A 24,924-nucleotide genomic window follows, 5' to 3' on the forward strand; every position below is an offset into this window, starting at 1 on the left:
AGGAGGTGCCAATCTATAATGAAACTTCATGAATTACAACCTGCTGAAGGTTCACGTAAAGTGCGTAATCGCGTTGGTCGTGGTACTTCATCTGGTAACGGTAAAACTGCTGGACGCGGACAAAAAGGACAAAAGGCTCGTTCAGGCGGGGGTGTACGTCTTGGATTTGAAGGGGGACAAACTCCTTTATTCCGTCGTTTGCCAAAACGTGGATTTACAAACGTGAATCGCAAAGAATACGCGGTCGTTAATTTGGATGTCTTGAACCGCTTTGAAGATGGAACTGAAGTAACTCCTGTTGCTTTAGTGGAGGCTGGAATCGTTAAAAACGAAAAAGCTGGAATCAAAGTATTAGGAAATGGTTCGTTAGATAAAAAGTTAACAGTGAAAGCTGCTAAATTCTCGAAAACTGCACAAGAAGCTATTGAAGCTGCTGGTGGTTCAATCGAGGTGATCTAATGTTTAAACTTTTAAAAGATTCTTTCAAAGTAAAAAGCATCCGATCAAGAATTCTATTTACTGTCTTTATGCTTTTGGTTTTCCGGATTGGAGCCCAAGTCACAGTTCCTGGTGTGGATGTCAGAGGTGTGCAGACACTGAGTGAAATGCCATTTTTCAGAATGCTGAATATGGTCAGCGGCTCAGCGATGCAAAACTTCTCCATCTTCTCGATGGGGGTCTCTCCATACATTACTGCTTCCATTGTGATCCAGTTGTTGCAGATGGATATTGTGCCTAAGTTTGTAGAATGGTCAAAACAAGGGGAAGTCGGACGTAAAAAGTTGAATCAAGCAACTCGCTATTTAACGTTGGTCTTGGCTTTCGTGCAGTCGATCTCGATCACTGCAGGCTTTGATTACTTCTCACAATTTGGGTTTGTGCCAAACAGAAATACGCAAACGTTTGTAACGATCGGAATCATTTTGACCGCTGGAACGATGTTCGTGACGTGGTTGGGTGAACAGATCACCGAAAAAGGGATCGGCAACGGTGTCTCAATGGTGATTTTCGCCGGGATTATTTCTCGTTTGCCATCTAGCATCAAAGACATCTATGACGACTATTTCGTCAACATTGAATCAAGCGATCTTTGGAAATCAGTTATTTTTGTGATCATCCTAGTTGCAGCGATCCTGCTGATCATCACATTTGTGACCTACTTCCAGCAAGCAGAGCGCAAGATTCCTATCCAATATACAAAACAAGTAGTTGGTGCGCCGACCAGCAGTTATTTGCCATTAAAAGTAAATGCTGCCGGAGTTATTCCAGTTATCTTTGCCAGCTCATTCATTGCAACGCCAAATGCGGTATTGCAAGCATTGGCTAATAATTATGGTGCAGAAAGCTGGTATGAAGTGTTGACACAGCTGTTTAGTTACAACACGATTCCAGGTGCGACCATTTACACTGTTTTAATTGTTGCGTTCACTTTCTTCTATGCATTTGTTCAGGTGAATCCTGAGAAATTAGCAGAGAACTTACAAAAGCAAGGAAGTTATATTCCTCGTGTAAGACCAGGAAAAGGAACGGAAGAATATGTTTCTCAAATTCTGATGCGCTTAAGTGTAGTCGGAGCGATCTTCTTAGGTTTGATTGCTTTGATTCCGATCATTGCTCAAATGGTTTGGGATCTGCCTCAATCAATTGGATTGGGCGGTACCAGCTTGCTGATCATCGTCGGAGTTGCATTAGAGACAGCTAAACAATTAGAAGGACTCATGTTGAAACGACGTTACGTCGGTTTCATGGATGAAGAGTAGATAGCGTGTTGAGGACTCTCCTCAACACCAGTCTCGCTTCGCGAATCTAAGGAGGGAAAGCAATGAACCTCATCTTAATGGGGCTGCCAGGTGCAGGCAAAGGGACACAAGCAGAAAAAATTGTTGATACGTACAATATTCCGCATATCAGTACTGGTGATATGTTCCGAGAAGCAATCAAAAACGAGACCGAACTCGGATTGAAAGCAAAATCCTTCATTGATGCAGGGGATTTGGTCCCAGATGAAGTAACCAATGGCATCGTAAAGGAACGTTTATCTCAAAAGGATACAGATAAGGGATTCTTATTGGATGGCTTTCCTCGCACATTGGATCAAACAAAAGCGTTGGATCAAATGCTAAAAGACCTGAACAAACAGATCGATGCAGTGATTGAGATTCAAGTAGCGGAAGACGTGTTAGTTGAACGACTAGCAGGACGTTTTATTTGTCGAAATTGTGGGGCGACCTATCATAAGATATTCAACCCGACAAAAGTTGAAGAAACCTGTGACCGTTGCGGCGGACATGAGTTTTACCAACGAGAAGATGATAAGCCTGAAACGGTGAAAAACCGTTTAGCTGTGAATGTGAAAGCCAGCGAACCGATTTTGGCCTTTTACAAAGAAGCAGGTCTGTTATATCCAGTTGACGGAGATCGAGACATCGATGCCGTATTCGCGGATGTTCAAAAGATTATTCAAAAATAATCTTTGCTGCCGACTTGAGAAATGCAGTTTGTCTTGCCAAGTCTGATGTTTTATGATAGAATATGTCAGTCCGACTTCTACAGAGAAGTCAAACTTAAGAATGAAGGTGGGAACTGCAGTTTCCGCCATTTTATCGTGTGAAAATGCGAAACAACTACAAGGAGGTACTCTGCGTGGCAAAAGATGATATGATCGAAATCGAAGGAACAGTCGTCGAAACTTTGCCGAATGCAATGTTTAAAGTCGAATTGGAAAATGGACACGAAGTACTTGCGCATGTTTCTGGAAAAATTCGTATGCACTACATTCGAATCTTGCCTGGGGACAAAGTGACGGTAGAACTTTCACCTTATGATTTAAGTCGTGGTCGCATTACCTATCGCTTTAAGTAAATTGTACTCCGTAAATCTTCAGGAGGTATTATCATGAAAGTAAGACCATCAGTAAAGCCAATGTGTGAACATTGCAAAGTAATTCGTCGTAAAGGACGCGTTATGGTGATTTGCCCAGCAAATCCAAAACATAAACAACGTCAAGGATAATGGAGGTGTAAGTGAATATGGCTCGTATTGCAGGAGTAGATATTCCTCGTGATAAACGCGTAGTGATTTCTTTAACCTATATTTTTGGGATTGGAAATACTACTGCGAAACAAATTCTAGCCGATGCTGGTGTATCTGAAGACATTCGTGTGCGTGATTTAACGAATGAACAAACAGACGCTATTCGTGCGGAAGTTGATAAATTAAAAGTTGAAGGTGATCTTCGTCGTGAAACCAACTTGAACATCAAACGTTTGATGGAAATTGGTTCATATCGCGGAATCCGTCATCGTCGCGGCTTGCCGACTCGTGGACAAAACACGAAAAACAACGCGCGCACTCGTAAGGGTCCAGCTCGCGCAATCGCAGGTAAGAAAAAATAATTAGTGAAGGAGGTATAAATCTTCATGGTAGCAAAGAAAGTCAATCGTAAACGTCGTGTGAAAAAGAATATCGAAACTGGGATTGCTCATATTCATTCGACTTTTAACAATACAATCGTCATGATTACTGACGCTAATGGGAACGCACTTGCTTGGTCTTCTGCTGGTTCATTAGGCTTTAAAGGAAGTAAAAAATCTACTCCTTTTGCTGCACAAATGGCAGCTGAAACTGCAACAAAGGCTGCAATGGAACACGGATTAAGAACCGTTGAAGTTACTGTAAAAGGACCTGGTTCTGGTCGTGAAGCAGCGATTCGTTCATTGCAAGCAACTGGTTTGGAAGTGACCGCGATTCGTGACGTGACTCCAGTACCTCATAATGGATGCCGCCCTCCAAAACGCCGTCGTGTTTAATGAGTGCCCCACTCACTATGAGTTTTACAGGAACGTCATTGAACAAGACACTTTTCGTTTTGAAAGGGGTAAAAGATAAGAATGATTGAATTCGAAAAACCAAGAATCACAAAAATTGATGAAGACAGAGACTATGGCAAGTTCGTTGTTGAACCTTTGGAAAGAGGTTACGGAACTACTCTAGGTAATTCTCTACGTCGTATTCTACTTTCTTCTTTACCTGGTGCTGCTATTACCAACATTCAAATTGATGGCGTACTGCACGAATTCTCGACTGTCAAAGGTGTAAGAGAAGATGTGGTGCAAATCATCTTGAACATCAAAGGTTTAGCGTTGAAATTATTCACCGAAGAAGAAAAAACCCTTGAGATCGATATTACTGGACCAGCTACAGTGACTGCCGGCGATATTATCGTAGACAGTGATGTAGAGATCTTGAATAAAGATATGTACATTTGTACAGTTGCTGAAGGCGCGACTTTTCATGCTCGCTTGACAGTAAAACCTGGTCGAGGCTATGTTCAAGCAGACGAAAATAAAAAAGAAGATATGCCAATCGGTGTTCTTCCAGTTGATTCCATCTACACACCAGTACGCAAAGTCAACTACCAAGTTGAAAATACCCGTGTTGGTCGTCGCGATGATTTCGATAAATTAACGATGGAGATTTGGACAGACGGATCTATTATTGCACAAGAAGCATTAAGTTTAGCTGCTAAAATCTTGACCGAGCATTTGGATATTTTTGTGAATCTGACTGATGAAGCGAAAAACGCTGAAATCATGGTTGAAAAAGAAGAAACACAAAAAGAGAAAATGTTGGAAATGACCATCGAAGAACTAGATTTGTCTGTACGTTCATACAACTGTTTGAAACGTGCTGGAATCAATACGGTTCAAGAATTAACCAACAAGTCTGAACCAGAAATGATCAAGGTTCGTAATTTGGGACGTAAATCACTTGAAGAAGTGAAAGCTAAATTACATGATCTAGGATTAGGCTTGCGTAAAGACGATTAATATTGTTGACAAAGGAGGGAAACCTACGTGAGTTACCGTAAATTAGGACGCACATCTAGCCAACGTAAAGCGATGTTGCGTGACTTAACAACTGACTTAATTATCAACGAACGTATCGTTACGACTGAAGCTCGTGCGAAAGAAGTTCGTTCTACAGCTGAAAAGATGATTACTCTAGGAAAACGCGGGGATCTTCATGCACGTCGCCAAGCTGCAAGCTTTGTACGTAATGAATTGGCTGGTGTTCGTGAAGTAAATGATGAAATCGTTAGCGATTCTGCTTTGCAGAAGCTTTTCAATGACATCGCACCTCGTTACGCTGAACGTCAAGGTGGATACACTCGTATCTTGAAAACTGAACCTCGTCGTGGCGATAACGCCCCTATGGTCGTTTTAGAACTTGTTTAATAATCACTCTTCACTTTATAGATGATTCTTTTAGAGTGTTATGATGTTGGAGAGCAATCTCCGAGTCTAGCTCAGCGCCGCTTCCCAGATTATCTGGGAAGCAGGCACTCATCATAAAGTGTTTTTTTATACCCTGAATTCCTGTCAAGACATCACGGTATTAAAAAGCATTTTAAGAAATCGTTGGACTCAAAAAGAGGATCTTGAAAATCAGCAGAAGAGATAGTTGTCAGTCTTTTGATTTGAAGTATAATATCTCTTAAGGTAAATAGGCTTTACTGGTCGTCCGAAAAAGGACGGAATGACGAAATAAATGAAGGGTGCTGTTATGGAGCCAATAATTGAAATTAATCACATTCAATTTAGTTATCAAGAAGATTCTCCGAATGCTTTGACGGATGTTTCTCTTACAATCAATAAAGGTGAATGGATCGCGATCGTCGGACATAATGGTTCCGGGAAATCCACGCTAGCAAAGACCATTAATGGCCTTCAAATGCCGCAAGAAGGTAGTGTCACCGTTGGCGGGAAACAGTTGTCAGAAGAAACGGTTTGGGACGTGCGTAAAATGGTTGGCATGGTGTTCCAAAATCCTGACAATCAATTCGTTGGAGCGACGGTCGAAGACGATGTGGCTTTTGGACTGGAAAATCAGGGGATCGAACGCAGTGAAATGCAAAAACGAGTGACCCATGCACTGGAGCAGGTAAAAATGACCAACTTTGCAACGCGAGAACCTGCACGGCTTTCTGGTGGACAAAAGCAGCGAGTCGCGATTGCCGGCGTGGTCGCGTTGCGTCCGGATATCATTATTTTGGATGAGGCGACAAGTATGCTCGATCCAGAGGGGCGCGAAGACGTGATTGCAACGATTCGCAAAATCAAAGAAGAAAACAATCTGACAGTGATCTCTATCACTCATGACATTGACGAGGCTGCTAGCGCCAACCGTATATTGGTCATGAAAGAAGGACGGTTGTACCAAGAAGGAACACCGGAGGAAATATTTTCTGCAGGGCCTGAATTGGTTTCTTTAGGATTGGATCTGCCGTTCCCTGAAAAGCTGAAGACAGCATTAAAAGCGCGAGGTGTGAAGGTGCCGGAGCGCTATTTGGATGAAGAAGGGATGATGGATTGGTTATGGACATCCGTTTTGAGCAAGTAAATTTTGTTTATCAACCCGACACACCTTTTGAACAGCGCGCGCTGTACGCTGTTGATTTAACGATCAAAGAAGGATCTTATACCGCTTTGGTTGGTCATACAGGCAGCGGAAAGTCGACGTTGCTGCAGCACCTCAATGCACTTCTGAAGCCGACTGGCGGAAAAGTCTTGATCGGGGACCGCACGATCACCCCAGAGACAGACAATAAAAATCTAAAACCGATCCGCAAGAAGGTTGGGATCGTTTTTCAATTTCCTGAGGCACAGTTGTTTGAAGAAACAGTAGCGAAGGACATTGCTTTTGGGCCTCAGAATTTCGGTGTCAGTCAAGAAGAAGCGCTAGGCTTGGCGAAGGAGAAGCTGGAATTGGTCGGCTTGGATGATAGCTTTTTAGAGCGCTCGCCGTTTGAGCTGTCTGGTGGACAGATGCGTCGAGTTGCCATTGCAGGTGTTTTGGCGATGGAGCCGGAGGTATTGGTTTTAGATGAACCGACAGCTGGACTGGATCCTGCTGGACGAAAAGAAATGATGGAGATTTTCTGGCGATTGCACAAAGAAAAAAAGATGACGATCGTCTTAGTGACACATTTGATGGATGATGTAGCGAATTTTGCTGACTATGTTTATGTTTTGGAAAAGGGAAACGTGGTTCGCCATGGTTCGCCGCAGGATGTGTTTCAAGACGTGGACTGGCTGAAGGAAAAGCAGCTGGGAGTTCCAGCGGCCAGTGAGTTCGCAGAAAAAATGCAAGCCAAAGGGGCTCGTTTTGAGCAATTGCCTTTAACCGAGGAAGAATTGGCTGATTGGATCCTTCAGCAGTCTGGAGGTGTGGCGTATGATGAATAAACTGATTTTCGGCCGCTATATTCCTGGGGATTCGATTATTCATCGTCTAGACCCGCGAGCGAAACTGGTTGCCAGCTTCTATTTCATTGCAATTATTTTTCTGGCCAACAACTGGCAAAGTTATTTGTGCCTGGGGATCTTCACCTTTGTGGCAATCCTCCTTTCAAAAATCAATTTGCGCTTCTTTTTTCGAGGAGTAAGACCTCTAATCTGGCTGATCTTGTTTACCGTGATTCTGCAGATCTTGTTTACTCGAGGGGGAACGTTATACTGGTCATGGGGCGTTTTCAGTTTGTCTGAATATGGCATTCAAAACGGTCTCTTTATCTTTTGCCGGTTCATTTTGATCATCTTCATGTCAACTCTGCTGACGTTGACGACACCGCCTCTGTCTATGTCGGATGCTATCGAATCGTTGCTGCGTCCATTACACGTATTGCATGTACCTGTGCACGAAATTGCCTTGATGCTGTCGATTGCGTTGCGTTTTGTTCCAACATTGATGGACGAAACAGAAAAGATCATGAATGCACAGCGAGCTAGAGGAGTCGACTTTGGCGAGGGCAGCTTGATTCAGAAGGTCAAGGCGGTTGTTCCATTGTTGATTCCTTTATTTGTCAGCAGCTTTAATCGTGCGGAGGATTTAGCTACTGCAATGGAAGCTCGTGGGTATCGAGGAGGCGAAGGCCGCAGCAAATACCGTATCTTGAAATGGTCGAACCGCGATTCGGGAGTGATCGTTGTGTTCGTCATCGTTACAATTGGATTGATCGTTTTACGAACTTAGAGCATGATAGAACGCTTTTTAAGTGTTCTATCACGCTCTTTTCTAGGTAGATATTCAGTTTTAAAAGGAGCAGTATTATGGTCAGATACAAAGCGATCATCGCTTATGACGGCACCCATTTTCATGGTTTTCAGCGGCAACCGAAGGGGCGTACCGTACAAGAGGAATTGGAGAAGACGTTGGCAAACATCAACAATGGGGAGCCAATCACGGTTTTTGGCTCTGGACGAACCGATGCGGGCGTCCATGCATTGGGACAAGTGATTCATTTTGATTATCCTCAAGAGCGTCCAGTCGAACGAATGCGCTTTGCTTTGGATACTCAAACGCCGGAAGACATAGCGGTCTCAGCTGTAGAAATCGTGCCGGACACTTTTCATGCACGTTATGATGTTCAGGAAAAGACGTATCATTTTCATGTGCAAATTCAGAAACCTCGCAGTCCTTTTCGGCGGCATTATGCTTCGTATTATCCTTATCCGCTTGATTTGGATAAGATTCGAGAGGCGTTGCCGGATTTACTAGGGACACATGATTTCACTTCCTTCTGTGCAACAGGGGGATCGATCGAAGACAAGGTGCGAACGATTTATCAGGCGGAAATGGTCGTTAGCCCGGATGGCAAAGAGCTGACCTTCATTTTTCGCGGGAATGGCTTTTTGTATAAAATGATCCGAATTTTGGTGGGAACGTTGTTGAAAATCGGAAATGGTCGTATGCCGGCAGACAGCATCCCTGCTGTTTTGGCTCAAAAGGACCGCAATGCAGCTGGCCCAACGGCGCATCCAGAGGGATTGTATCTTGCAGAAGTAAGGTACAAAGAACAAGTTAATAAAGAATAGAGGATGGTGCTTAGGGCATCATCTTTTTTTGGCTTGAAATAAAATTTATGTGGAGGGCAGTTTCTATACAAATAGATCGGTTTTGTCAAATAGAAGAAAAAAGGACATATTATTTGATAAATAAAACCACCTATTGGTACACTAGATATATAATAATCATTTATTGGTCTTTTTTTAAAATAATTGAGCAGAAATCAAGAAAGAGCATTTCTTTTAAAAATAGGTCAAAATTCGGTGAATCTTGGGAAACTGGGTAGAAACCTACGAACATTCCAGTACTCTTTGCACAGTAAGTTAAGGGGAGCTGAGGGGAGGAGAGAATTATGAAACGTACAGCGTCAGGGAAATTTACAGGAGGATTCATCTTTGCTCCGTCAACTGAAGTATTCAAAGAAAAGTGGAAGGTCAAGCAAAATGAGGTTGTCACATTCATTCCTGAACGAGTCTATATTCCGACACAGCAGCATATCGGCGCACCGCCTGAATTAGTTGTTGAGGTCGGTGATCAGGTCAGAGCAGGAGATCTGATTGCCAAGGCGGGAGACTTTGTCAGTGCCAATACCCATGCGACGATATCAGGAACGGTCGTTGATATTTTGGAGTGGCCGGATAATTCAGGGAACAAGGTTGAAACAGTCGTGATCAAAAAAAAGGACGATGAGGTCAGAGAGAAGCGTCAGCGTAATGAAACGTTCGAGTCTATGGACAAGCAGCAATTGATTGATCGGGTCACTGAAGCCGGAGTAGTGGGCATGGGTGGCGCAACCTTTCCAACACACGTGAAGCTGACTGTTGATGAAGATGTCGAAGTAGAGACGGTCGTATTAAATGGTGCAGAGTGTGAACCGTTCTTGGAAGCGGATAATCTGTTGATGCAGACAGAAAGCGACAAAATCGTAACAGGCGCTCGCATTGCACAAAAGATATTGGATGCTAAAAAAATCGTTATCGCGATCGAAGATGATAAACCGGATGCCATTCAGGCAATGAAAAAGGCAGCCCACGCTTTTTCAGACATTGCGATCGAAGTCGTGAATACGAATTATCCGCAAGGGGGCGAAAAGCAGCTGTTAGAAGGTCTGTTCGGCATCGAGGTAGCCTTAGACGGCCTGCCAGTGGACGCTGGGACCTATTTAATGAACGTAGCGACCTCTGCAGCAGTAACAGACGCAGTGGAGCAGCAGGAGCCCTTAATCAATCGCTTTTGTACAGTGACCGGCGATGTTCAAAACAAACAGACGGTCTCTTGTCCGATCGGGACATTGACGGGTGATCTGATTGATTTTTGCGAAGGCTTCTTGGGTGATCCAAGAAAAATCTTTGTAGGTGGTCCAATGATGGGGAAATCCATCGATACGCTGGAGGTACCGATCACCAAATCTAGTAACGGTCTAGTCGTCATCAATACTGAAAATGCACGATATTATGAAGAAAGCCCATGTATTCGCTGCAATCTCTGCGCGGAGGTGTGTCCGATGCGTTTAGAGCCGCAGAATCTGGACTTATTTTATCGTGCAGGAGAGTATAAGCGGTGTCAGGATTTAAAAGCGGATGCCTGCATCAATTGCGGGGCGTGTACGTATGTTTGTCCGGCCAGACGTGATTTGGCTAGAAACATTACGGCGGCTGCTGGCAAGATCAATGAATTATTACAGGAGGCGTAGGACAATGAAAAAGGATGCAAAACAAGTGGACCATGTCTCTGGAAAAAGCGCCCAGCAGTTTGCGGCGGCGCAAAAGAATTTCCCTCCGCCGGAAGCCAATCCGCACATTCGCGGGGACAATACGACGCGAAACATCATGATGTGGATGGTGATCGCTTTAATGCCTTCTGTGTTGGGTGCAGGGTATTTATTTGGATTCCGCGTGTGGGGCTTATATGCCATCGCGATCGCCACAGCCCAGCTGTGTGAGGTACTTTGGTTCAAATTGAACAAGCGAGAATTGACTTGGGACTTAAGTGCAGTTGTTACGGCTATTTTGCTTACTGCGAATATGCCGCCGTCAGCGCCTTGGTATTTCCCAATCATCGGCTCTGCGTTTGCCATCATTGTTGTAAAAGAATTTTTTGGCGGGATCGGGTTCAACTTCATCAATCCCGCGTTGGGTGGTCGTGCTCTGTTGGTAGGTCTGTTCTTTACTGAGATGTTCAAAATCAGCTGGCCGAACCCGCCGTTTGATCGAATCGTCCCAGATGCAGTGACAAGTGCGACACCGTTAGCCGTTTTAAATAGCGGCGGCAATCTTTCAGGACAAGAATTATTCAATACTTTTGTTGGAAATATTGGCGGCCGGCTTGGTGAAACAAGTACGCTGTTGATTTTGATCGGTGGTGGGATCTTACTGTGGAAGAAGATCATCCATATTCGGATTCCTTTGACCATGCTGGGAACGATCGCGGTGATCGCGTTTGTCTTTGACGGCCAGAACTTCTTCACAGCTGATTTGACCACCGTTTTGGGGTATGTTTTTGGCGGCGGTGCTGTCTTTGGAGCCTTCTTTATGGCAACGGATTATGCCTCTACACCCTCAACGCGAGCAGGTGAGTACATTTTCGCTTTTTGCTGCGGATTGCTGGTGATGCTGTTTCGTTATTATGGTGTCACTGAAGAAGGGGTCAGCTATAGTATTTTAATCATGAACTGTTTGACGCCATTGATCGATTATGTTCTGCGCAATCGAGTGATCGGAGAAGAAGGCAATCAGCTGTTGAATATTAAATGGAACAAATAGATAGTCAGCCCAAAATCATGGAACAGGAGGAGTAAAAAATGACAATCGCAAATCGATTGGTATTCTTTTTGTGCATTTTATTTACCTGTTATTGTGCACAAAAATACAAGCAGACCAGCGTTCCGGCTAAGGGACCGAGTTCTGTAGCGAGAACCGCATATGCCAGCTTGTTAAACTATTTAGCGTATTGCGTGTCTGGCTGGCTGTTTGCGCTGCTGGTGACTCAAGTCGGGATTCCTGGCACAGAAAGTGTGATGGAACTGGTGTATGCAGGAGGAATTGCGGTGCTGGTCAGCGGGGCAACCTTGTTTGCGCCGATGCAGCAAACGTTTTTGACAGTGGACTTAAAGAAAATGATGGTTTCTGTGGTCTTTTTATTAAGTACAGCGACGTTTTCGCGGATTGATGCAAACGGAACGGCGGATTTTATGTACCACGTGGTCATTTATGGTGGCATGTATTTTGTGTTCAGTATTGCGTATATCGGTGCCTTGGACCGCATGTCAATGGCGCCTATTTCAAAATTTTTAAAAGGAGTGCCGATCGGATTAATTACCTTATTCCTAATGTATCTGAGCTTTTCCTTTTTCAATGGGGTTTTCTTCGGCGCCTTGTTTTAGAAAAGAATAAATGAGAACCTAGCAGAGAAGATGTTCTGTTAGGTTTTTTTGCGCAAAAAAGATGCCCCAGAACAGCGATTCTGGAGGCATCTTGGTCATTCGGTTGTTGAGCGTTTTCTTAAAAAGCGCAGATAAAGCAGAAACAGCAGGATCGAAACCACAAAGGATATGGCTCCAACCATAAAACCTTTTGGCACGTAGCTCAAGGAGATCTGGTGTTTTCCTTCTGGAACATCGATACTGACAAACGCATTTTGGAAAGAGGAGATGGGCACTGTTTTACCATCTACCTTCGCTGACCAGCCTTCGTCATAAGGAATCGTGGTGATCAATGTTCGGTCTTCATCCAAGTCCACTGTTCCCGCAGCACTGTGTTTGCCGACCTTCATCTCAACGCCATTATTTTGAATTTTTTTCGTCGCCGTTTGATAAGCCATCGTGTCCAAAGCCAAGACTTTTGGATCTTGGAAGCTGACGGACTTTGTGCCATAAAAACTGGCAGTGAAGGTAACGGTACGGTCCATAGGAAAATGCCCAAGGTCATAATATTGTCCATTGATATTGATTTGTGTCTTGCGAATCTGGCCATCGATCGTAACAGATGCGGTCGAGCTTTCCAACTCCGCAAAATCAGTCGGATAAAGACTGAAATACGCCTGCGTATTGGCTGGAACGAACACCTGCCAGGTGACATCCTTGGCGACATTGTGTTTTTCCTCAGTGATCGTCGTGATGTTCCCGTGGTTTTCGACAGTCGCATTCTCTGTACTGATTTGCTCGGTTGGCAGGAATGTATAGTACTCGTAATCCGTTCCTGCCAAGGCATTGTACAGCTGAGTTTGTGTGCCTAGGTTGTCATTAAGCAAAGGCTTCAAGTCTTTGAGCGACTTCGGTGCAGTGAACGCCAAAGGCAAAGCGAATAGATTTTCATACAATTGATAGTCTCCATGACTATCGATTCGTCTAAACCCGTATTTATTCAAATTTTTCGTTTTGGCAATGTTGTACTTGATCCCCGTAAAGGCATCCATCAGCAGCGTATTGTTTGGGTAACGGATATTCAGGCTCGTTCCTCGTGAACGAAATCCTAGTTGATCCATGTAGCCAGACGAATGACGGTTGCGGATCGAAGAAAACATACTGATTCCGCTGTAGCCGTAATTAAATGCATCATTGGAGGAAACGGGGTCAAGATTTTCCAAGCGATAGAAAAAATCATTGTCCTTTTTCGTTTGGTCCACCAGAGGTTTGATGCTTGGGTAAGGATCCGTATACAAGCTGCGAGAAGCATAGTTCCAATCCTCTAAAATCCCGTTCAGCATGGAATGACTGTTGGCAAACGCCTCCGTGCTCATCAAGAGCAATAATAAAATGGAGACAGTTTTCAGCGGCACCTTGTTGAAATATCCGCCAGTAAAGACAAAGGCATATAATCCCAAAAAAGCCACAGACAGAAAAAGGGAGGACGTTTTGATATAGTCGTAATCCTTGCCCTTAACTCCCCAGAAAATCGCAAACACAGCGATCAGCAGCAGGAATATAGCTACTAGCTGCAGCAGATTTTTCCGCTCCAGTTTTTCCCAGCCCCAAGCAGCTAAAGTGATGACTAGAAAGGAAAAAAGATACGCATAGCGGAACAGAAACATGTTCGGTGCATGCATGCCATGCCAAAACAAATTCATTGGGACGATGTAAAAACTTGCCACCAGAATAGCCCCGACGAGCCCGTACAAGACTTTGTTTTTCCACGGAATTTTTTTGCAGATAAAATAAAACAGGCACAGTGCCAATGGAAGCAAACCAATGTAAATAAAAGGAATCGATCCATATTTGGTGTTGTCGTAGACGCCGACCATGTTTTTGGCCGCTAAATCCCACCAACCGGTTGCTTCTGTCTTAAATTGGGTAATTTTACTGAGTTCTTCCCCGTTGGTACTGAGATCGATCACTGCCGGCAAGATTATAATCAGCGAAGCAAACCCGGCCAGCAAGGATGTGATTCCGTAAGGCAGGATGCTTTTCTTGTAGATTTTCCAGTTGGTCAACATACGTGCCATAAAATACAGAACGGAAAAAATACCAATCATAAAGCCCATATAAAAGCTGGTCAAAAAGAGCATTAGATAGGAGACAAATAAAACAGTCGGCTTCTTCTCATCCATTAGCCGATTGATGCCTAAAATCACCAAGGGCAGGTAAACGAACGCGTCCAGCCACATAATGATCTCTGAATGTGCCGTAGTGAAGGACATTAAGGCATAAGCCACACTCAGCGACACTCGAGACCAGTCCGGCAGACGAAAGCTGCCCTTTGCGTAAAACCAGAAAGCCAGTCCGGCAGACCCGATTTTGAGCAGCGTAAGAAAGTACAGAGCATCCGGCATGTACTGGTTTGGAAAGAAGATCACCAGCGGAGTGAAAAAGCCGCCTAAGTAATAGGAAACCAGTGAAAGATAATTCAAACCCAATGAGGCATTCCACGTATAGAAAAAGCCTTGTTTTCCTAACAACATATTTCGGAAGCTGGCATGGAAGTTGGAAAATTGTGAAAAGGCGTCGCTGGCAAGGATGCTGCGGTCCGATCCTGGATAGATTCCCAGCGTCAGATAAGCGATCACCATTAAAGCCAATGGGATGAAAAAGCTGGCAAGCATGTACCAGCGGTTATTTTTAAGAAATTTCTTCATTGATAAACCACCAAATTTCTACAAGAGTTCTTATATAAAGTTTACCATAGAAGCCGATAGTTAATGAAGAAGAGAACACGAAACAAACGTTAAGAAAGTTTTAACGCAGTTAAAATGGAAAAAGTCAAACCCGTTTGAACGGCTGGGTTTGGATTTCGTAAGAGGCAGTGGGGAAACTAGGGGAACGAACGATACAGCATTGGGGCAAGTAAAATGGACAAAATAAAAAACCGTTCGCCGAGAACGGTTTGGTTATTGTTCGAATGGATTTACACGCGCTCAACTTTTCCAGATTTCAAAGCACGAGTTGACACCCAAACTTTTTTAGGTTTGCCGTCGATCATTACGCGAACTTTTTGCAAATTAGGTTTTACTGTGCGTTTTGTAGCGTTCATTGCGTGAGAACGGTTGTTTCCACTGCTTGTTTTACGACCAGTAAAATAGCAAACTTTTGCCATGTGTAGTTTCCTCCTTTGGCCTTGATGTTGGAGCGCTTATTTGGCTCATACTAAAATAACTTATCACAGCTAGATTAAAAAAGCAAGTATATTTTACGCGAAAGATTGACAAGAGAGGCGTTAGCGGGTACATTAAACAATGTTAGCTTGTCGGTCGTAGGGACAGAGAAGTTTTAAAAGGAACTTTCTTTTATTTGTATGGGCGCTGTGATAAAATGTGATAGTAGAAAAAATGGGCAACTATGCCTATTTAAGGAGGCTAACAACAATGGCTGTCAAGATCAATACACAAACAGGCATGATCGAAATTTCAAATGATGTCATTGCAACCGTCGTCGGAGGCGCAGTAACAGACGTTTTCGGTATCGTCGGCATGGCAAGTAAAAAACAAATCAAAGACAATATTACTGAAATACTGAGAAAAGAAAATTATTCCCGCGGTGTCGTGGTGCGGCAAGAAGAAAATGGAATCGCTGTGGACGTTTATACGATCATCAGCTATGGTACTAAAATTTCGGAAGTATCCCGCAACGTACAGGAAAAAGTTAAATACAACCTTGAAACATTGCTGGGGGTCAAAGCGAACTCGGTGAATGTCTTTGTACAAGGTGTACGTGTCCTGCCAGATTAATCTCGGCAGTGTTCTTAAGGAGGATTATCTAAGTGAAGGTAACAGAAATCAGCGCGAGTCAATTCCAAGAAATGGTAGAGGCTGGCGCTAAACGATTGCAAGCAAATGCAGAATATGTCAATTCTTTGAATGTTTTTCCTGTACCAGATGGCGACACGGGAACCAATATGAATCTGTCCATGACCAGCGGTGCGACCGCTGTCGTGAATTCAACCTCTGAAAAAGTAGGTGAATTGGCGAATGTTTTGGCAAAAGGTCTTTTGATGGGGGCTCGAGGAAATTCCGGAGTGATCCTTTCTCAGCTGTTTCGCGGATTTTCAAAAGAAATTCCCGATGTAGTCACATTAAACGCGCAAGCACTGGCAAAAGCGTTTGTTCACGGGGTGGAAACGGCTTATAAGGCTGTAATGAAGCCTGTTGAGGGAACGATTTTAACCGTAGCAAGAGAGGCAGCCAAGGCTGGCGACCGCAAAGCAAAACAAACGGATGACGTGATCGAGGTTATGGAAGCCGTGGTCACTTATGCGAAACGAGCATTGGACAAAACACCGGATATGTTGCCGGTCTTAAAAGAAGTCGGCGTCGTTGATAGCGGCGGTCAAGGCTTGTTGTTCATCTATGAAGGCTTTTTGAGTGCGCTAAACGGCGAGTTTATTGCAGATGAAAGCTATGAACCAAGTCCAGCAGAAATGGACGAAATGGTCAATGCGGAACACCACCGCAGCGTTCAAGGACATATGGCCACAGAAGATATCAAATTCGGCTATTGTACAGAAATCATGGTGCAATTAGGTGAAGGTCCAACTGTGGATAGTCAATTTGACTATGACACCTTCCGTAATTATTTAGACGGCTTGGGAGATTCACTGCTCGTGGTCAACGATGACGAGATCGTCAAAGTTCATGTCCACACAGAACATCCAGGTGAAGTCATGAACTATGGACAGAAGTTTGGCTCTCTAGTCAAGATCAAAGTCGACAATATGCGTTTGCAGCATGAAACGATCCTTGAGCACGATGAAGAAGTCTCTGCATTCGAAGGGACTTCGACACCACGCAAACCATATGCAGTGATTGCGATCGCAGCAGGAGATGGTGTCAAAGAGCTGTTCAAGAGCTTAGGCGTTTCTTATGTAATCAGCGGCGGTCAAACGATGAATCCAAGTACAGAAGACATTTTGAAGGCAGTCAAGGAGGTCAATGCAGACCAAGTCGTGATTTTGCCAAACAACAAAAATATCTTTATGGCAGCCGATCAAGCAGCTGAAGTGGCAGAAGTCCCAGTCGCTGTGGTACCAAGCAAAACCGTTTCTCAAGGAATGACTGCGATGTTGGCGTTCAACGAAGAACAATCCTTGGAAGAAAATAAATCAGCCATGACAGAGCTGTTGGATTCTGTAAAAAGTGGACAGATTACGCATGCGATCCGCGATACGTCGATTGACGGTGTTGAGATCCATGAAGGAGATTATTTAGGCATGATTGATGGAAAGATCGTCTTGTCTGAATCCGAGCTTTATCAAACCACGTTAGATACCTTGAAGCAAATGATCAACGAAGAGATCGAGATCATCACGATCATTTACGGAGAAGAAGGAACCAAAGCAGAGTCGGACAAATTAGGGCAAGCCATCGAAGCGGAATACCCTGATCTGGAAGTTGAGATCCATGAAGGAAATCAACCGGTTTATCCATACCTGCTTTCAGCAGAATAAACAAGAAGGTCGGATTATCCGGCCTTTTTTGTGAATAAAGAACAGATAAAAAAGGTCAGTGTTTGTTCTTTCAGTTAAGAATAGAAACTTGATCTTCGGCTTCGCATTCGGATAGTTCGAAATCCGGACAAGTTTGCAACGCCTTTTCAATGAACCAAAGACTTGATAAAAAAGCTTTGCGAACGACTGCGGCTGATCATCTCTTCTGAAACGTGGAACAGTTCAGGGAGCGTGAACAGGTTTCCTTGGTTTGCGGGGCTTTTTCAGGTAAACGTAGGAAAGGAGGAATGAGCATGTCTTTACAAGAGTCCGTAGCGGTCTTGCCAGGAGTCGGACCCAAACGTGCACAGAATTTGGCAGAATTAGGCATTGTTACGATTGAGCAATTGCTGGGGTACTATCCTTTCCGTTATGAAGACATTCAGGAAAAAAATTTATTGGAGATCAATGACCAGGAAAAGGTGACCTTAAAAGGGGTGGTCGTATCTGCACCAGTGGTGAACCGATACGGCTATAAAAAGAGTCGACTGCAATTTCGGATGATGCAGGACCATGCTGTATTTACCGTTTCTTTTTTTAATCAGCCTTATTTGAAAGATAAAGCGGTCGTAGGTGAAGAGATCGCAGTTTATGGGAAGTGGGATGCCAAGCGCAAAGCATTGAATGGCATGAAAATTCTGGGGGGCAAACAGCCAGAAGATTTCGCACCGATCTACCATGTCTCAAAAGCAGTACGGCAAAATACGCTGATCGACCTGATCAAGGTGGCGTTTGAAAAATATGGCCGCGAGATCACAGAAAATCTTCCTGATTACCTGCTGCAAAAATATCGGTTGATGCCAAGGCCCCAAGCGATGCTGGCCATGCACTTTCCTAAAAATCCCGAAGAAAATCGGTTGGCCAAACGTCGTGTTGTGTTTGAAGAATTTTTCTTGTTCCAAATGCGGATGCAAGGGTTGAAGCAAAGCGAGCGCAGCGAAAAAAATGGGATCGCGATCCGCTACGATGTCGAACGTCTGAAACGCTTCACACAAAGCCTGCCATTTGAACTGACTGGCGCTCAAAAGCGGGTAACCAACGAGATCTGTTACGACCTGCGCAGCAAAAAACACATGCAGCGTCTCTTGCAAGGAGACGTAGGCAGCGGGAAAACAGTCGTGGCAGCGATTGCTCTTTATGCGACCATGACAGCGGGGTTTCAAGGCGCATTGATGGTGCCTACGGAGATTTTGGCCCAGCAGCATGTGGAGAGTCTGAATCAGCTGTTTGATCCGCTGGAGGTCAGCACTGCCCTGTTAACTGGATCAACGAAGGCCCGGGAACGGCGAGTTATTTTGGAAGCCTTGGCCAATGGGGAGATCGACGTGATTGTTGGAACGCATGCGTTGATCCAAGACAACGTTGCGTTTTCCAATTTAGGGCTGGTTATCACGGATGAGCAGCATCGGTTCGGAGTAAACCAGCGCAAGGTATTGCGGGAAAAAGGCTTGCGGCCGGATGTCTTGTTTATGACAGCGACACCGATTCCCAGAACGTTAGCGATTACGGCATATGGCGAAATGGATGTTTCCGTGATCGATGAGATGCCTGCAGGTCGGATTCCGGTGAAAACCAGTTGGATCAAGCCTAAGCAATTGGAGCCTACGCTGGATTGGGCCAGGCAGGAGCTGGCAAACGGGCATCAGCTTTATGTGATTTGCCCATTGATCGAAGAATCAGAGGCGTTGGATGTAAAAAATGCGACCGAGATTTATGAGCATTTGAAAGAGTTTTATGCTCCGGATTACCAGGTCAGTCTGCTGCATGGTCGCATGAAAAATCAAGAAAAAGAAACCATTATGGAAGAATTTAAAGAAAATCAGAGCCAGATCCTGGTTTCGACAACGGTGATCGAGGTCGGCGTGAATGTGCCGAATGCGACCGTGATGTTTATCATGGACGCAGAACGCTTCGGTCTCGCTCAGCTCCACCAGCTGCGCGGACGTGTCGGTCGAGGTTCTGAAGCCTCCTATTGTATTTTAGTCGCTAGTCCCAAAAATGAAATGGGCAAAGAGCGTATGAAGATCATGACAGAAACCACGAACGGCTTCGTGCTGAGTGAGAAGGACCTCGAATTGCGTGGGCCGGGAGAAGTGTTTGGATTTCGCCAATCCGGACTGCCGCAGTTTTTGATTGCTGATCTGGTCAATGACGCTACCGTGTTAGAAGTCGCTCGTGAAGAGGCTGAACAGGTTTGGCTGCTGGACAATTGGCGAGAGTTGCCAGAATTTGCTCCATTGGCCGCGGTTGTTTTGCCGACTGAAGCGGGTGAAACCTATTTCGATTAATGCTATACTGATTTCTAGATAAATGGAAGGAGCGAACATCCTCATGAAAATTGCAGTAGATGCAATGGGCGGCGATTTTGCCCCGCAGGCCATCGTGGAAGGCGTGATGCTTGCGAAAAAGAACCACCCAGACATTGAATTTCAATTATATGGAAAAGAAGAGGCCATCCGTCAATACCTGACAGATGAAACCAATATTACGATTATTCATACCGATGAAAAAATCAACAGCGATGACGAACCAGTCAAAGCGATCCGCCGAAAGAAAACGGCTTCTATGGTTTTGGCGGCCCAGGCAGTCAAGGAAGGCCGAGCAGACGCCATTTTCTCTGCAGGGAATACCGGAGCACTATTGGCTGCAGGACTGTTCGTGGTAGGACGCATCAAAGGGATCGAACGTCCCGGCTTGATGTCGACGATGCCTGTTTTAACTGGCGATCAAGGCTTTGACATGCTTGATTTAGGCGCAAACGCTGAAAACAAACCAGAGCATTTGCACCAATATGCGGTGTTAGGCAGCTTTTATGCCAAACATGTGCGGGGAATCGCAAATCCCCGTGTCGGCTTGCTGAACAATGGGACCGAAGAAACCAAAGGCAGCGAGTTGACCAAGGAAGCCTTTCAACTGCTGAAAGCGGAAAAAAGCATCCACTTTATCGGCAATGTGGAGGCGCGTGAATTATTGACGGGGGCCGCCGATGTGGTTGTAACCGATGGCTTTACGGGCAATGCGGTGCTGAAGACCATCGAAGGCACCGCGATGGGACTGATGAAATTGATCAAAGGCAGCATCAACGAAGCTGGAGCGAAAGGCAAAGTAGGCGGATTTTTCTTAAAGGATGCGTTGTATGGCTTGAAGGACAAAATGGACTACTCCTCGCATGGCGGAGCTGTCTTGTTTGGACTAAAGGCACCGGTGATCAAAACCCACGGATCGACCGGGCCAGAAGCTGTCTCACACACGATCTCGCAGATCCACACGATGCTGGAAACCAACGTTGTCGGACAACTTGTGGCCTTCTTTGAACAGGTATAGCCAATCGGCAACAGGGGGAATTTGCTGAAAAAGCTAGACAAACCTTTGAAACATCAGTACAATGTACATTGACCTTCTGGTAATTTGAATAGTGAATGAATGTTGATCAGTATGGAGGTGAATGTTGTTGACTCGTGAGGAAGTATTCGGCAAGGTTGCGGAGATTATCTCGAACCACTTTGAATTGGAAAAAGACAAAGTAACGCCTGAATTGAGTATCAAGGACGATCTAAATGCAGATTCGATCAGTATTATGGAATTTGTGCTTGAATTGGAAGATGAATTCGGTACAGAGATCTCTGACGAAGATGCTGAAAAAATTGAAACTGTTGGAGCTGCGGTTGATTACATTATGGAAAATCAGCAAGCTTAACAAGAAACGCAAAATCATTCTGGTTTTGCGTTTTTTCATTCTGAATGAAGACAGGAGGAACCTATGAAAGCCATCGACATGCACTGTGATACGATCCAAAAAATATATCAGCACCCTCAAACGACACTGAGAGAGAATGCATTTCAGATTGATTTGTTAAAAATGAAGGCCAGTGGAACGACACTGCAAAATTTTGCCATGTTTGTCCCTTTAGATGAAGTCGAGGACCCGTATAAAACATGTCGTGAAATGATCTCCTGCTACCAGCGAGAGCTGTCTGCGAATGCGGATCTTATTCGGCCAATCACCACAATGCAGGAGTTTGAAGAGAATCAACAAAAAGGACGGCTTAGTGCGTTGTTGACGATGGAAGAAGGCGCGCCGCTGGAGGGGCGTTTGGATCGATTGCAGGAATTCTACGATCTAGGTGTTCGAATGCTGACACTGACCTGGAATTTCAAAAATGAACTAGGCTATCCCAATATGCTCTATTGGGATGAACAGACACAAACGTTGTCCAATGAACAAAAAGGGTTGACGGAGACAGGCATCCGCATTGTGCAAAAAATGGAAGAGCTGGGAATGATCATTGACGTGTCTCATGGATCAGATCAATTAGTCAGGGATGTTTTGGCTCATACCACCAAACCTTTTGTCGCCAGCCATTCAAATGCACGTACGATCTGCCACCATCCACGCAATCTGCCGGATGAACTGATCCAACAGATCGCTGAACGCGGTGGTGTGATTGGAATAAATTATTACGAGGATTTTATTCGGCCTGAAGGCAATCAGCAATCACTGGTTGCTGGTCTAGTCAAGCACATCAAACATTTCCGTGCGGTGGGCGGCATCGATTGCATTGGCTTAGGTTCTGATTTTGATGGCATCGAGGAAAATGAAGAACTCGCCGACATTCGCGCCATCGAGAAGATCGAGCAGGGATTACGTGACGCCGGGTTTTCGACAGACGAGATCGAAAAAATCTTTTATCGAAATGTGGAACGATTATATACTACGTGTTTTAGTTAATTGTTTAGAGCGGTGCCTTGAGTAAGCAAGAGTAGAATCTTGTTTGCTCAGGGCTTTTTTGTATAGGAAGAAAAGCAGTATAATAAAAGAATGGAGGGATTGAGATGAATACGACTATTTCTATCAAAGGGGCACAGAACAACAATTTAAAAAATATTTCAGTTGAGATTCCTAAAGGGAAGATTACTGTGGTTGTAGGGGTATCTGGTTCGGGAAAGTCTTCATTGGTGTTTGATACCTTGGCTGCAGAATCGCAGCGCCTTTTGAACGATACCTATTCAAGTTATGTGCAGCAAATGCTTCCACACTATGAAAAGCCGCTTGTCGAGCGTATCGACCACTTGCCTGTTTCGATCGTCATCGATCAGAAGAAAATCGGCGGCAACATTCGTTCGACCGTCGGGACAGTATCCGATATTTACACAGGGCTGCGTTTATTGTTTTCACGAATCGCGACACCTTTTATCGGTTATTCAATGGTCTATTCATTCAATCATCCGCAAGGGATGTGTGAAGTTTGCCAAGGGGTTGGAGAAACTACTGAATTTATCATTGATGCATTGATAGACAAGGAGCGATCACTGAATCAAGGGGCCATTTGCTTTCCAACTTTTCAGCCAGGCGGCTGGCGCTTGACTCGCTATACGGAATCGGGCTATTTCGACAACGATAAGCCGCTAAAGGAATTTACAACTGAGGAAATGGCGCTCTTATTGTATGATGAAGGCCACAAACCGGCACATCCTACCCAGAAGTTTCCAAAAACGGGAGAATATGTCGGGGTTATTCCTCGAATAAGGAAGACCGTCATGGAAAAGGGCAATAGAACTTATCAAGACGACATTCAACGAGTCACGAAAACCATTGAGTGTACGGATTGTTGCGGCACAAGGGTCAATTCCTTGGTTTGCTCTGCTAAAATCGACGGGTATTCGATTGGTGATTGTGTACGAATGTCGGCGAGTGAATTGTTGTGTTTTTTAGCGACGATCCAGCGACCTGAAGTAGAAATCGTCATTTCTGACCTGTTGGATCGCCTAGAAAGTATGGAGGCTGTAGGACTGGGCTGACTGGGCTACTTAACGATCGGCAGAAAGACCAGTACATTGTCGGGTGGTGAATCACAGCGATTGAAAATGACGAAGCATTTAAACAGCGCTATCTCAGACGTGCTTTATATTTTTGATGAACCAAGTGTCGGATTGCATCCTGAAGACTTGGTAGGGATCAGCGAAATCTTTCATCGGTTAAAAGCAAAAGGCAATACGCTGGTTTTAGTCGATCATGATCCAGACATCATTCGTCTGGCGGATTACGTGATTGAGCTGGGGCCAAAGGCAGGTGTTAACGGTGGAAAGCTTACCTATCAAGGCGGCTACAAAAATTTTCTTTTATCGGATACGGTTACGGCAAGGGCCCTCAGAGAACCACATCAGCTTAAACGAACCACTGCCGCATTTACAGAGATTTATTCGTTGAACCAAGTCAGCAGATTTAATATTGTCAACCAATCCGTCAAGATACCCAAGAATGCGTTGACAGTGGTCAGCGGCGTCGCAGAATCTGGAAAAAGTACTTTGATGCGGACTTTATTTACTGAAAAGTATCCTGAAGCAATCGTTTTTGATCAATCGCCGATCCGCGGCAGTCGTCGATCCAATCTGTTGACTTACCTAGATGTATTTCAAGTGATTCGTCGAAACTATGCGAAGCTGTCCGGTAAGTCCGCATCACTTTTCAGCTTCAACGGCAAAGGGGGCTGCCCGGTTTGTCATGGTAAAGGATACATAAAGTTTGATCTAGCTTATATGGGCGATGTTCAGCAGACCTGCGAGAAGTGTCGCGGAAAAAGATACAATGACGAAGCGCTGTCAACCAAATGGAAAGGTAAATCCATTGATCAGCTGCTCCAACTGACTGTCTCTGAGGGATTATCATTCATCGATCTTCCGGAGGTACAGCAAGTATTATCAGCACTTAGTGAAGCGAATCTCGATTATATTACGATCGGTCAAAGCTTAGATACTTTGTCTGGAGGAGAACGGCAACGATTGAAGATCGCTGCAAAACTATTAGCGTCTACCGTGCAGGATGCCTCGATCTTCATTTTGGATGAGCCCAGTACCGGTCTTCATGAATCCGACATTAAACAGTTGCAGCGCTTGCTGGAAAAATTGAACAATCAACAAAAGACGTTGATCGTCTTGGAGCACAACCTAGGCATCATTAGTCAGGCGGATTGGCTGATCGATATGGGACCAAAGGGGGGCAGCCAAGGTGGAAAGGTTCTGTTTCAAGGTGTTCCTGAGGACTTGCTAACAATAAAAGACTCTTTTACTGGAAAGCATTTGAAACGGTATTTAGAGAAAGCATGAAAAGAAGGCTGTGACATTGCTATGCTACCCCTATCTAGGACAAGGAAATAATTAAATCCTA

26 protein-coding genes are annotated in these 24,924 nt (G+C 44.6%); 24 read left to right on the plus strand and 2 right to left on the minus strand.

From position 1 onward, the window contains the following. Window positions 1-18: 18 nt before the first annotated feature. The 16 genes from rplO (at window position 19) to NRIC_RS10980 (ending at window position 12,229) form a co-directional block, all read left to right on the plus strand. Window positions 19-459 carry a 50S ribosomal protein L15 gene (rplO, locus tag NRIC_RS10905; protein WP_146622744.1) on the plus strand — a complete coding sequence of 147 codons (441 nt, stop codon included), beginning with the start codon at window positions 19-21 and terminating at the stop codon, window positions 457-459. Further along, on the plus strand, window positions 459-1,760 hold the full coding sequence (gene secY / locus NRIC_RS10910) for a preprotein translocase subunit SecY (RefSeq protein ID WP_146622745.1): 1,302 nt from the start codon (window positions 459-461) through the stop codon (window positions 1,758-1,760). The genes rplO and secY overlap by 1 nt, the downstream gene beginning before the upstream one ends. A gap of 62 nt (window positions 1,761-1,822) precedes the next feature. Continuing rightward, window positions 1,823-2,470, plus strand: a complete 648-nt coding sequence (locus tag NRIC_RS10915) for an adenylate kinase (RefSeq protein WP_146622746.1) — start codon at window positions 1,823-1,825, stop codon at window positions 2,468-2,470. Between the two features lie 173 nt (window positions 2,471-2,643). After that, window positions 2,644-2,862 carry a translation initiation factor IF-1 gene (infA, locus tag NRIC_RS10920; protein ID WP_010756460.1) on the plus strand — a complete coding sequence of 73 codons (219 nt, stop codon included), beginning with the start codon at window positions 2,644-2,646 and terminating at the stop codon, window positions 2,860-2,862. Between the two features lie 33 nt (window positions 2,863-2,895). Then, window positions 2,896-3,012, plus strand: a complete 117-nt coding sequence (gene rpmJ / locus NRIC_RS10925) for a 50S ribosomal protein L36 (RefSeq protein WP_002288710.1) — start codon at window positions 2,896-2,898, stop codon at window positions 3,010-3,012. 17 nt (window positions 3,013-3,029) lie between these two features. Then, window positions 3,030-3,395 (plus strand): 30S ribosomal protein S13, encoded by a 366-nt coding sequence (rpsM, locus tag NRIC_RS10930; protein WP_146622764.1) that lies wholly within the window; start codon window positions 3,030-3,032, stop codon window positions 3,393-3,395. A gap of 24 nt (window positions 3,396-3,419) precedes the next feature. Then, complete coding sequence (gene rpsK, locus NRIC_RS10935) at window positions 3,420-3,809, plus strand: 30S ribosomal protein S11 (protein WP_146622747.1); 390 nt, start codon at window positions 3,420-3,422, stop codon at window positions 3,807-3,809. 81 nt (window positions 3,810-3,890) lie between these two features. Continuing rightward, a complete protein-coding gene (locus tag NRIC_RS10940) occupies window positions 3,891-4,829 on the plus strand; it encodes a DNA-directed RNA polymerase subunit alpha (protein ID WP_146622748.1) in 939 nt (312 codons plus the stop codon). Between the two features lie 27 nt (window positions 4,830-4,856). Beyond that, a complete protein-coding gene (gene rplQ, locus NRIC_RS10945; protein WP_146622749.1) occupies window positions 4,857-5,237 on the plus strand; it encodes a 50S ribosomal protein L17 in 381 nt (126 codons plus the stop codon). 328 nt (window positions 5,238-5,565) lie between these two features. After that, window positions 5,566-6,402 carry an energy-coupling factor ABC transporter ATP-binding protein gene (locus tag NRIC_RS10950; RefSeq protein WP_146622750.1) on the plus strand — a complete coding sequence of 279 codons (837 nt, stop codon included), beginning with the start codon at window positions 5,566-5,568 and terminating at the stop codon, window positions 6,400-6,402. Next, a complete protein-coding gene (locus NRIC_RS10955) occupies window positions 6,378-7,247 on the plus strand; it encodes an energy-coupling factor ABC transporter ATP-binding protein (protein WP_146622751.1) in 870 nt (289 codons plus the stop codon). Before NRIC_RS10950 ends, NRIC_RS10955 begins: the two co-directional genes overlap by 25 nt. Further along, on the plus strand, window positions 7,237-8,034 hold the full coding sequence (locus NRIC_RS10960) for an energy-coupling factor transporter transmembrane component T family protein (RefSeq protein WP_146622752.1): 798 nt from the start codon (window positions 7,237-7,239) through the stop codon (window positions 8,032-8,034). Before NRIC_RS10955 ends, NRIC_RS10960 begins: the two co-directional genes overlap by 11 nt. A gap of 77 nt (window positions 8,035-8,111) precedes the next feature. Continuing rightward, window positions 8,112-8,876: a tRNA pseudouridine(38-40) synthase TruA gene (gene truA / locus NRIC_RS10965; RefSeq protein WP_146622753.1), complete on the plus strand. Its 765-nt coding sequence runs from the start codon at window positions 8,112-8,114 to the stop codon at window positions 8,874-8,876. A 323-nt stretch (window positions 8,877-9,199) separates the two neighbouring features. Then, a complete protein-coding gene (rsxC, locus tag NRIC_RS10970; RefSeq protein WP_146622754.1) occupies window positions 9,200-10,540 on the plus strand; it encodes an electron transport complex subunit RsxC in 1,341 nt (446 codons plus the stop codon). Window positions 10,541-10,544: 4 nt separating this feature from the next. Continuing rightward, window positions 10,545-11,609, plus strand: a complete 1,065-nt coding sequence (locus NRIC_RS10975) for an RnfABCDGE type electron transport complex subunit D (RefSeq protein ID WP_146622755.1) — start codon at window positions 10,545-10,547, stop codon at window positions 11,607-11,609. A gap of 38 nt (window positions 11,610-11,647) precedes the next feature. Further along, window positions 11,648-12,229 (plus strand): hypothetical protein, encoded by a 582-nt coding sequence (locus tag NRIC_RS10980; RefSeq protein WP_146622756.1) that lies wholly within the window; start codon window positions 11,648-11,650, stop codon window positions 12,227-12,229. A 95-nt stretch (window positions 12,230-12,324) separates the two neighbouring features. Here the strand turns inward: NRIC_RS10980 and NRIC_RS10985 are convergent, their stop codons facing one another. After that, the gene (locus NRIC_RS10985) at window positions 12,325-14,916 is read right to left on the minus strand and encodes a YfhO family protein (RefSeq protein ID WP_146622757.1); all 2,592 of its coding nucleotides are present in this window, start codon (window positions 14,914-14,916) and stop codon (window positions 12,325-12,327) included. A gap of 269 nt (window positions 14,917-15,185) precedes the next feature. Then, window positions 15,186-15,374, minus strand: coding sequence for a 50S ribosomal protein L28 (gene rpmB / locus NRIC_RS10990; RefSeq protein ID WP_010756473.1), 189 nt, complete (start codon window positions 15,372-15,374; stop codon window positions 15,186-15,188). Window positions 15,375-15,642: 268 nt separating this feature from the next. Between rpmB and NRIC_RS10995 the strand changes: the two genes are divergently transcribed. The 8 genes from NRIC_RS10995 to NRIC_RS19785 all read left to right on the plus strand — a co-directional run bounded on the left by NRIC_RS10995 (window position 15,643) and on the right by NRIC_RS19785 (window position 24,863). Then, the gene (locus tag NRIC_RS10995; protein ID WP_146622758.1) at window positions 15,643-16,005 is read left to right on the plus strand and encodes an Asp23/Gls24 family envelope stress response protein; all 363 of its coding nucleotides are present in this window, start codon (window positions 15,643-15,645) and stop codon (window positions 16,003-16,005) included. Window positions 16,006-16,037: 32 nt separating this feature from the next. Next, a complete protein-coding gene (gene fakA, locus NRIC_RS11000) occupies window positions 16,038-17,720 on the plus strand; it encodes a DAK2 domain-containing protein (RefSeq protein ID WP_146622759.1) in 1,683 nt (560 codons plus the stop codon). A 293-nt stretch (window positions 17,721-18,013) separates the two neighbouring features. Further along, window positions 18,014-20,047 (plus strand): ATP-dependent DNA helicase RecG, encoded by a 2,034-nt coding sequence (recG, locus tag NRIC_RS11005; protein WP_146622760.1) that lies wholly within the window; start codon window positions 18,014-18,016, stop codon window positions 20,045-20,047. Between the two features lie 43 nt (window positions 20,048-20,090). Beyond that, window positions 20,091-21,083 carry a phosphate acyltransferase PlsX gene (plsX, locus tag NRIC_RS11010; RefSeq protein ID WP_146622761.1) on the plus strand — a complete coding sequence of 331 codons (993 nt, stop codon included), beginning with the start codon at window positions 20,091-20,093 and terminating at the stop codon, window positions 21,081-21,083. 127 nt (window positions 21,084-21,210) lie between these two features. Beyond that, the gene (acpP, locus tag NRIC_RS11015; protein WP_146622762.1) at window positions 21,211-21,456 is read left to right on the plus strand and encodes an acyl carrier protein; all 246 of its coding nucleotides are present in this window, start codon (window positions 21,211-21,213) and stop codon (window positions 21,454-21,456) included. A 63-nt stretch (window positions 21,457-21,519) separates the two neighbouring features. After that, entirely contained in the window at window positions 21,520-22,488 is a 969-nt protein-coding gene (locus NRIC_RS11020; protein ID WP_146622763.1) for a dipeptidase, read from the plus strand. Between the two features lie 104 nt (window positions 22,489-22,592). Continuing rightward, the gene (locus NRIC_RS19780; protein WP_307720539.1) at window positions 22,593-23,558 is read left to right on the plus strand and encodes an excinuclease ABC subunit UvrA; all 966 of its coding nucleotides are present in this window, start codon (window positions 22,593-22,595) and stop codon (window positions 23,556-23,558) included. Window positions 23,559-23,594: 36 nt separating this feature from the next. Further along, window positions 23,595-24,863 (plus strand): ATP-binding cassette domain-containing protein, encoded by a 1,269-nt coding sequence (locus NRIC_RS19785; protein WP_307720540.1) that lies wholly within the window; start codon window positions 23,595-23,597, stop codon window positions 24,861-24,863. The last annotated feature ends 61 nt before the right edge of the window (window positions 24,864-24,924 follow it).

The sequence above is a fragment of the Enterococcus florum genome, from assembly GCF_004309355.1.
GTDB lineage: Bacteria > Bacillota > Bacilli > Lactobacillales > Enterococcaceae > Enterococcus_A > Enterococcus_A florum.

Coding starts and splice junctions, on each gene's coding strand:
- rplO (WP_146622744.1), top strand. CDS start 19: ATGAAACTTCATGAATTACAACCTGCTGAAGGTTCACGTAAAGTGCGT.
- secY (WP_146622745.1), top strand. CDS start 459: ATGTTTAAACTTTTAAAAGATTCTTTCAAAGTAAAAAGCATCCGATCA.
- NRIC_RS10915 (WP_146622746.1), top strand. CDS start 1,823: ATGAACCTCATCTTAATGGGGCTGCCAGGTGCAGGCAAAGGGACACAA.
- rpmJ (WP_002288710.1), top strand. CDS start 2,896: ATGAAAGTAAGACCATCAGTAAAGCCAATGTGTGAACATTGCAAAGTA.
- rpsM (WP_146622764.1), top strand. CDS start 3,030: ATGGCTCGTATTGCAGGAGTAGATATTCCTCGTGATAAACGCGTAGTG.
- rpsK (WP_146622747.1), top strand. CDS start 3,420: ATGGTAGCAAAGAAAGTCAATCGTAAACGTCGTGTGAAAAAGAATATC.
- NRIC_RS10940 (WP_146622748.1), top strand. CDS start 3,891: ATGATTGAATTCGAAAAACCAAGAATCACAAAAATTGATGAAGACAGA.
- NRIC_RS10950 (WP_146622750.1), top strand. CDS start 5,566: ATGGAGCCAATAATTGAAATTAATCACATTCAATTTAGTTATCAAGAA.
- NRIC_RS10955 (WP_146622751.1), top strand. CDS start 6,378: ATGGACATCCGTTTTGAGCAAGTAAATTTTGTTTATCAACCCGACACA.
- NRIC_RS10960 (WP_146622752.1), top strand. CDS start 7,237: ATGATGAATAAACTGATTTTCGGCCGCTATATTCCTGGGGATTCGATT.
- truA (WP_146622753.1), top strand. CDS start 8,112: ATGGTCAGATACAAAGCGATCATCGCTTATGACGGCACCCATTTTCAT.
- rsxC (WP_146622754.1), top strand. CDS start 9,200: ATGAAACGTACAGCGTCAGGGAAATTTACAGGAGGATTCATCTTTGCT.
- NRIC_RS10975 (WP_146622755.1), top strand. CDS start 10,545: ATGAAAAAGGATGCAAAACAAGTGGACCATGTCTCTGGAAAAAGCGCC.
- NRIC_RS10980 (WP_146622756.1), top strand. CDS start 11,648: ATGACAATCGCAAATCGATTGGTATTCTTTTTGTGCATTTTATTTACC.
- NRIC_RS10985 (WP_146622757.1), bottom strand. CDS start 14,916: ATGAAGAAATTTCTTAAAAATAACCGCTGGTACATGCTTGCCAGCTTT.
- rpmB (WP_010756473.1), bottom strand. CDS start 15,374: ATGGCAAAAGTTTGCTATTTTACTGGTCGTAAAACAAGCAGTGGAAAC.
- NRIC_RS10995 (WP_146622758.1), top strand. CDS start 15,643: ATGGCTGTCAAGATCAATACACAAACAGGCATGATCGAAATTTCAAAT.
- recG (WP_146622760.1), top strand. CDS start 18,014: ATGTCTTTACAAGAGTCCGTAGCGGTCTTGCCAGGAGTCGGACCCAAA.
- plsX (WP_146622761.1), top strand. CDS start 20,091: ATGAAAATTGCAGTAGATGCAATGGGCGGCGATTTTGCCCCGCAGGCC.
- NRIC_RS11020 (WP_146622763.1), top strand. CDS start 21,520: ATGAAAGCCATCGACATGCACTGTGATACGATCCAAAAAATATATCAG.
- NRIC_RS19780 (WP_307720539.1), top strand. CDS start 22,593: ATGAATACGACTATTTCTATCAAAGGGGCACAGAACAACAATTTAAAA.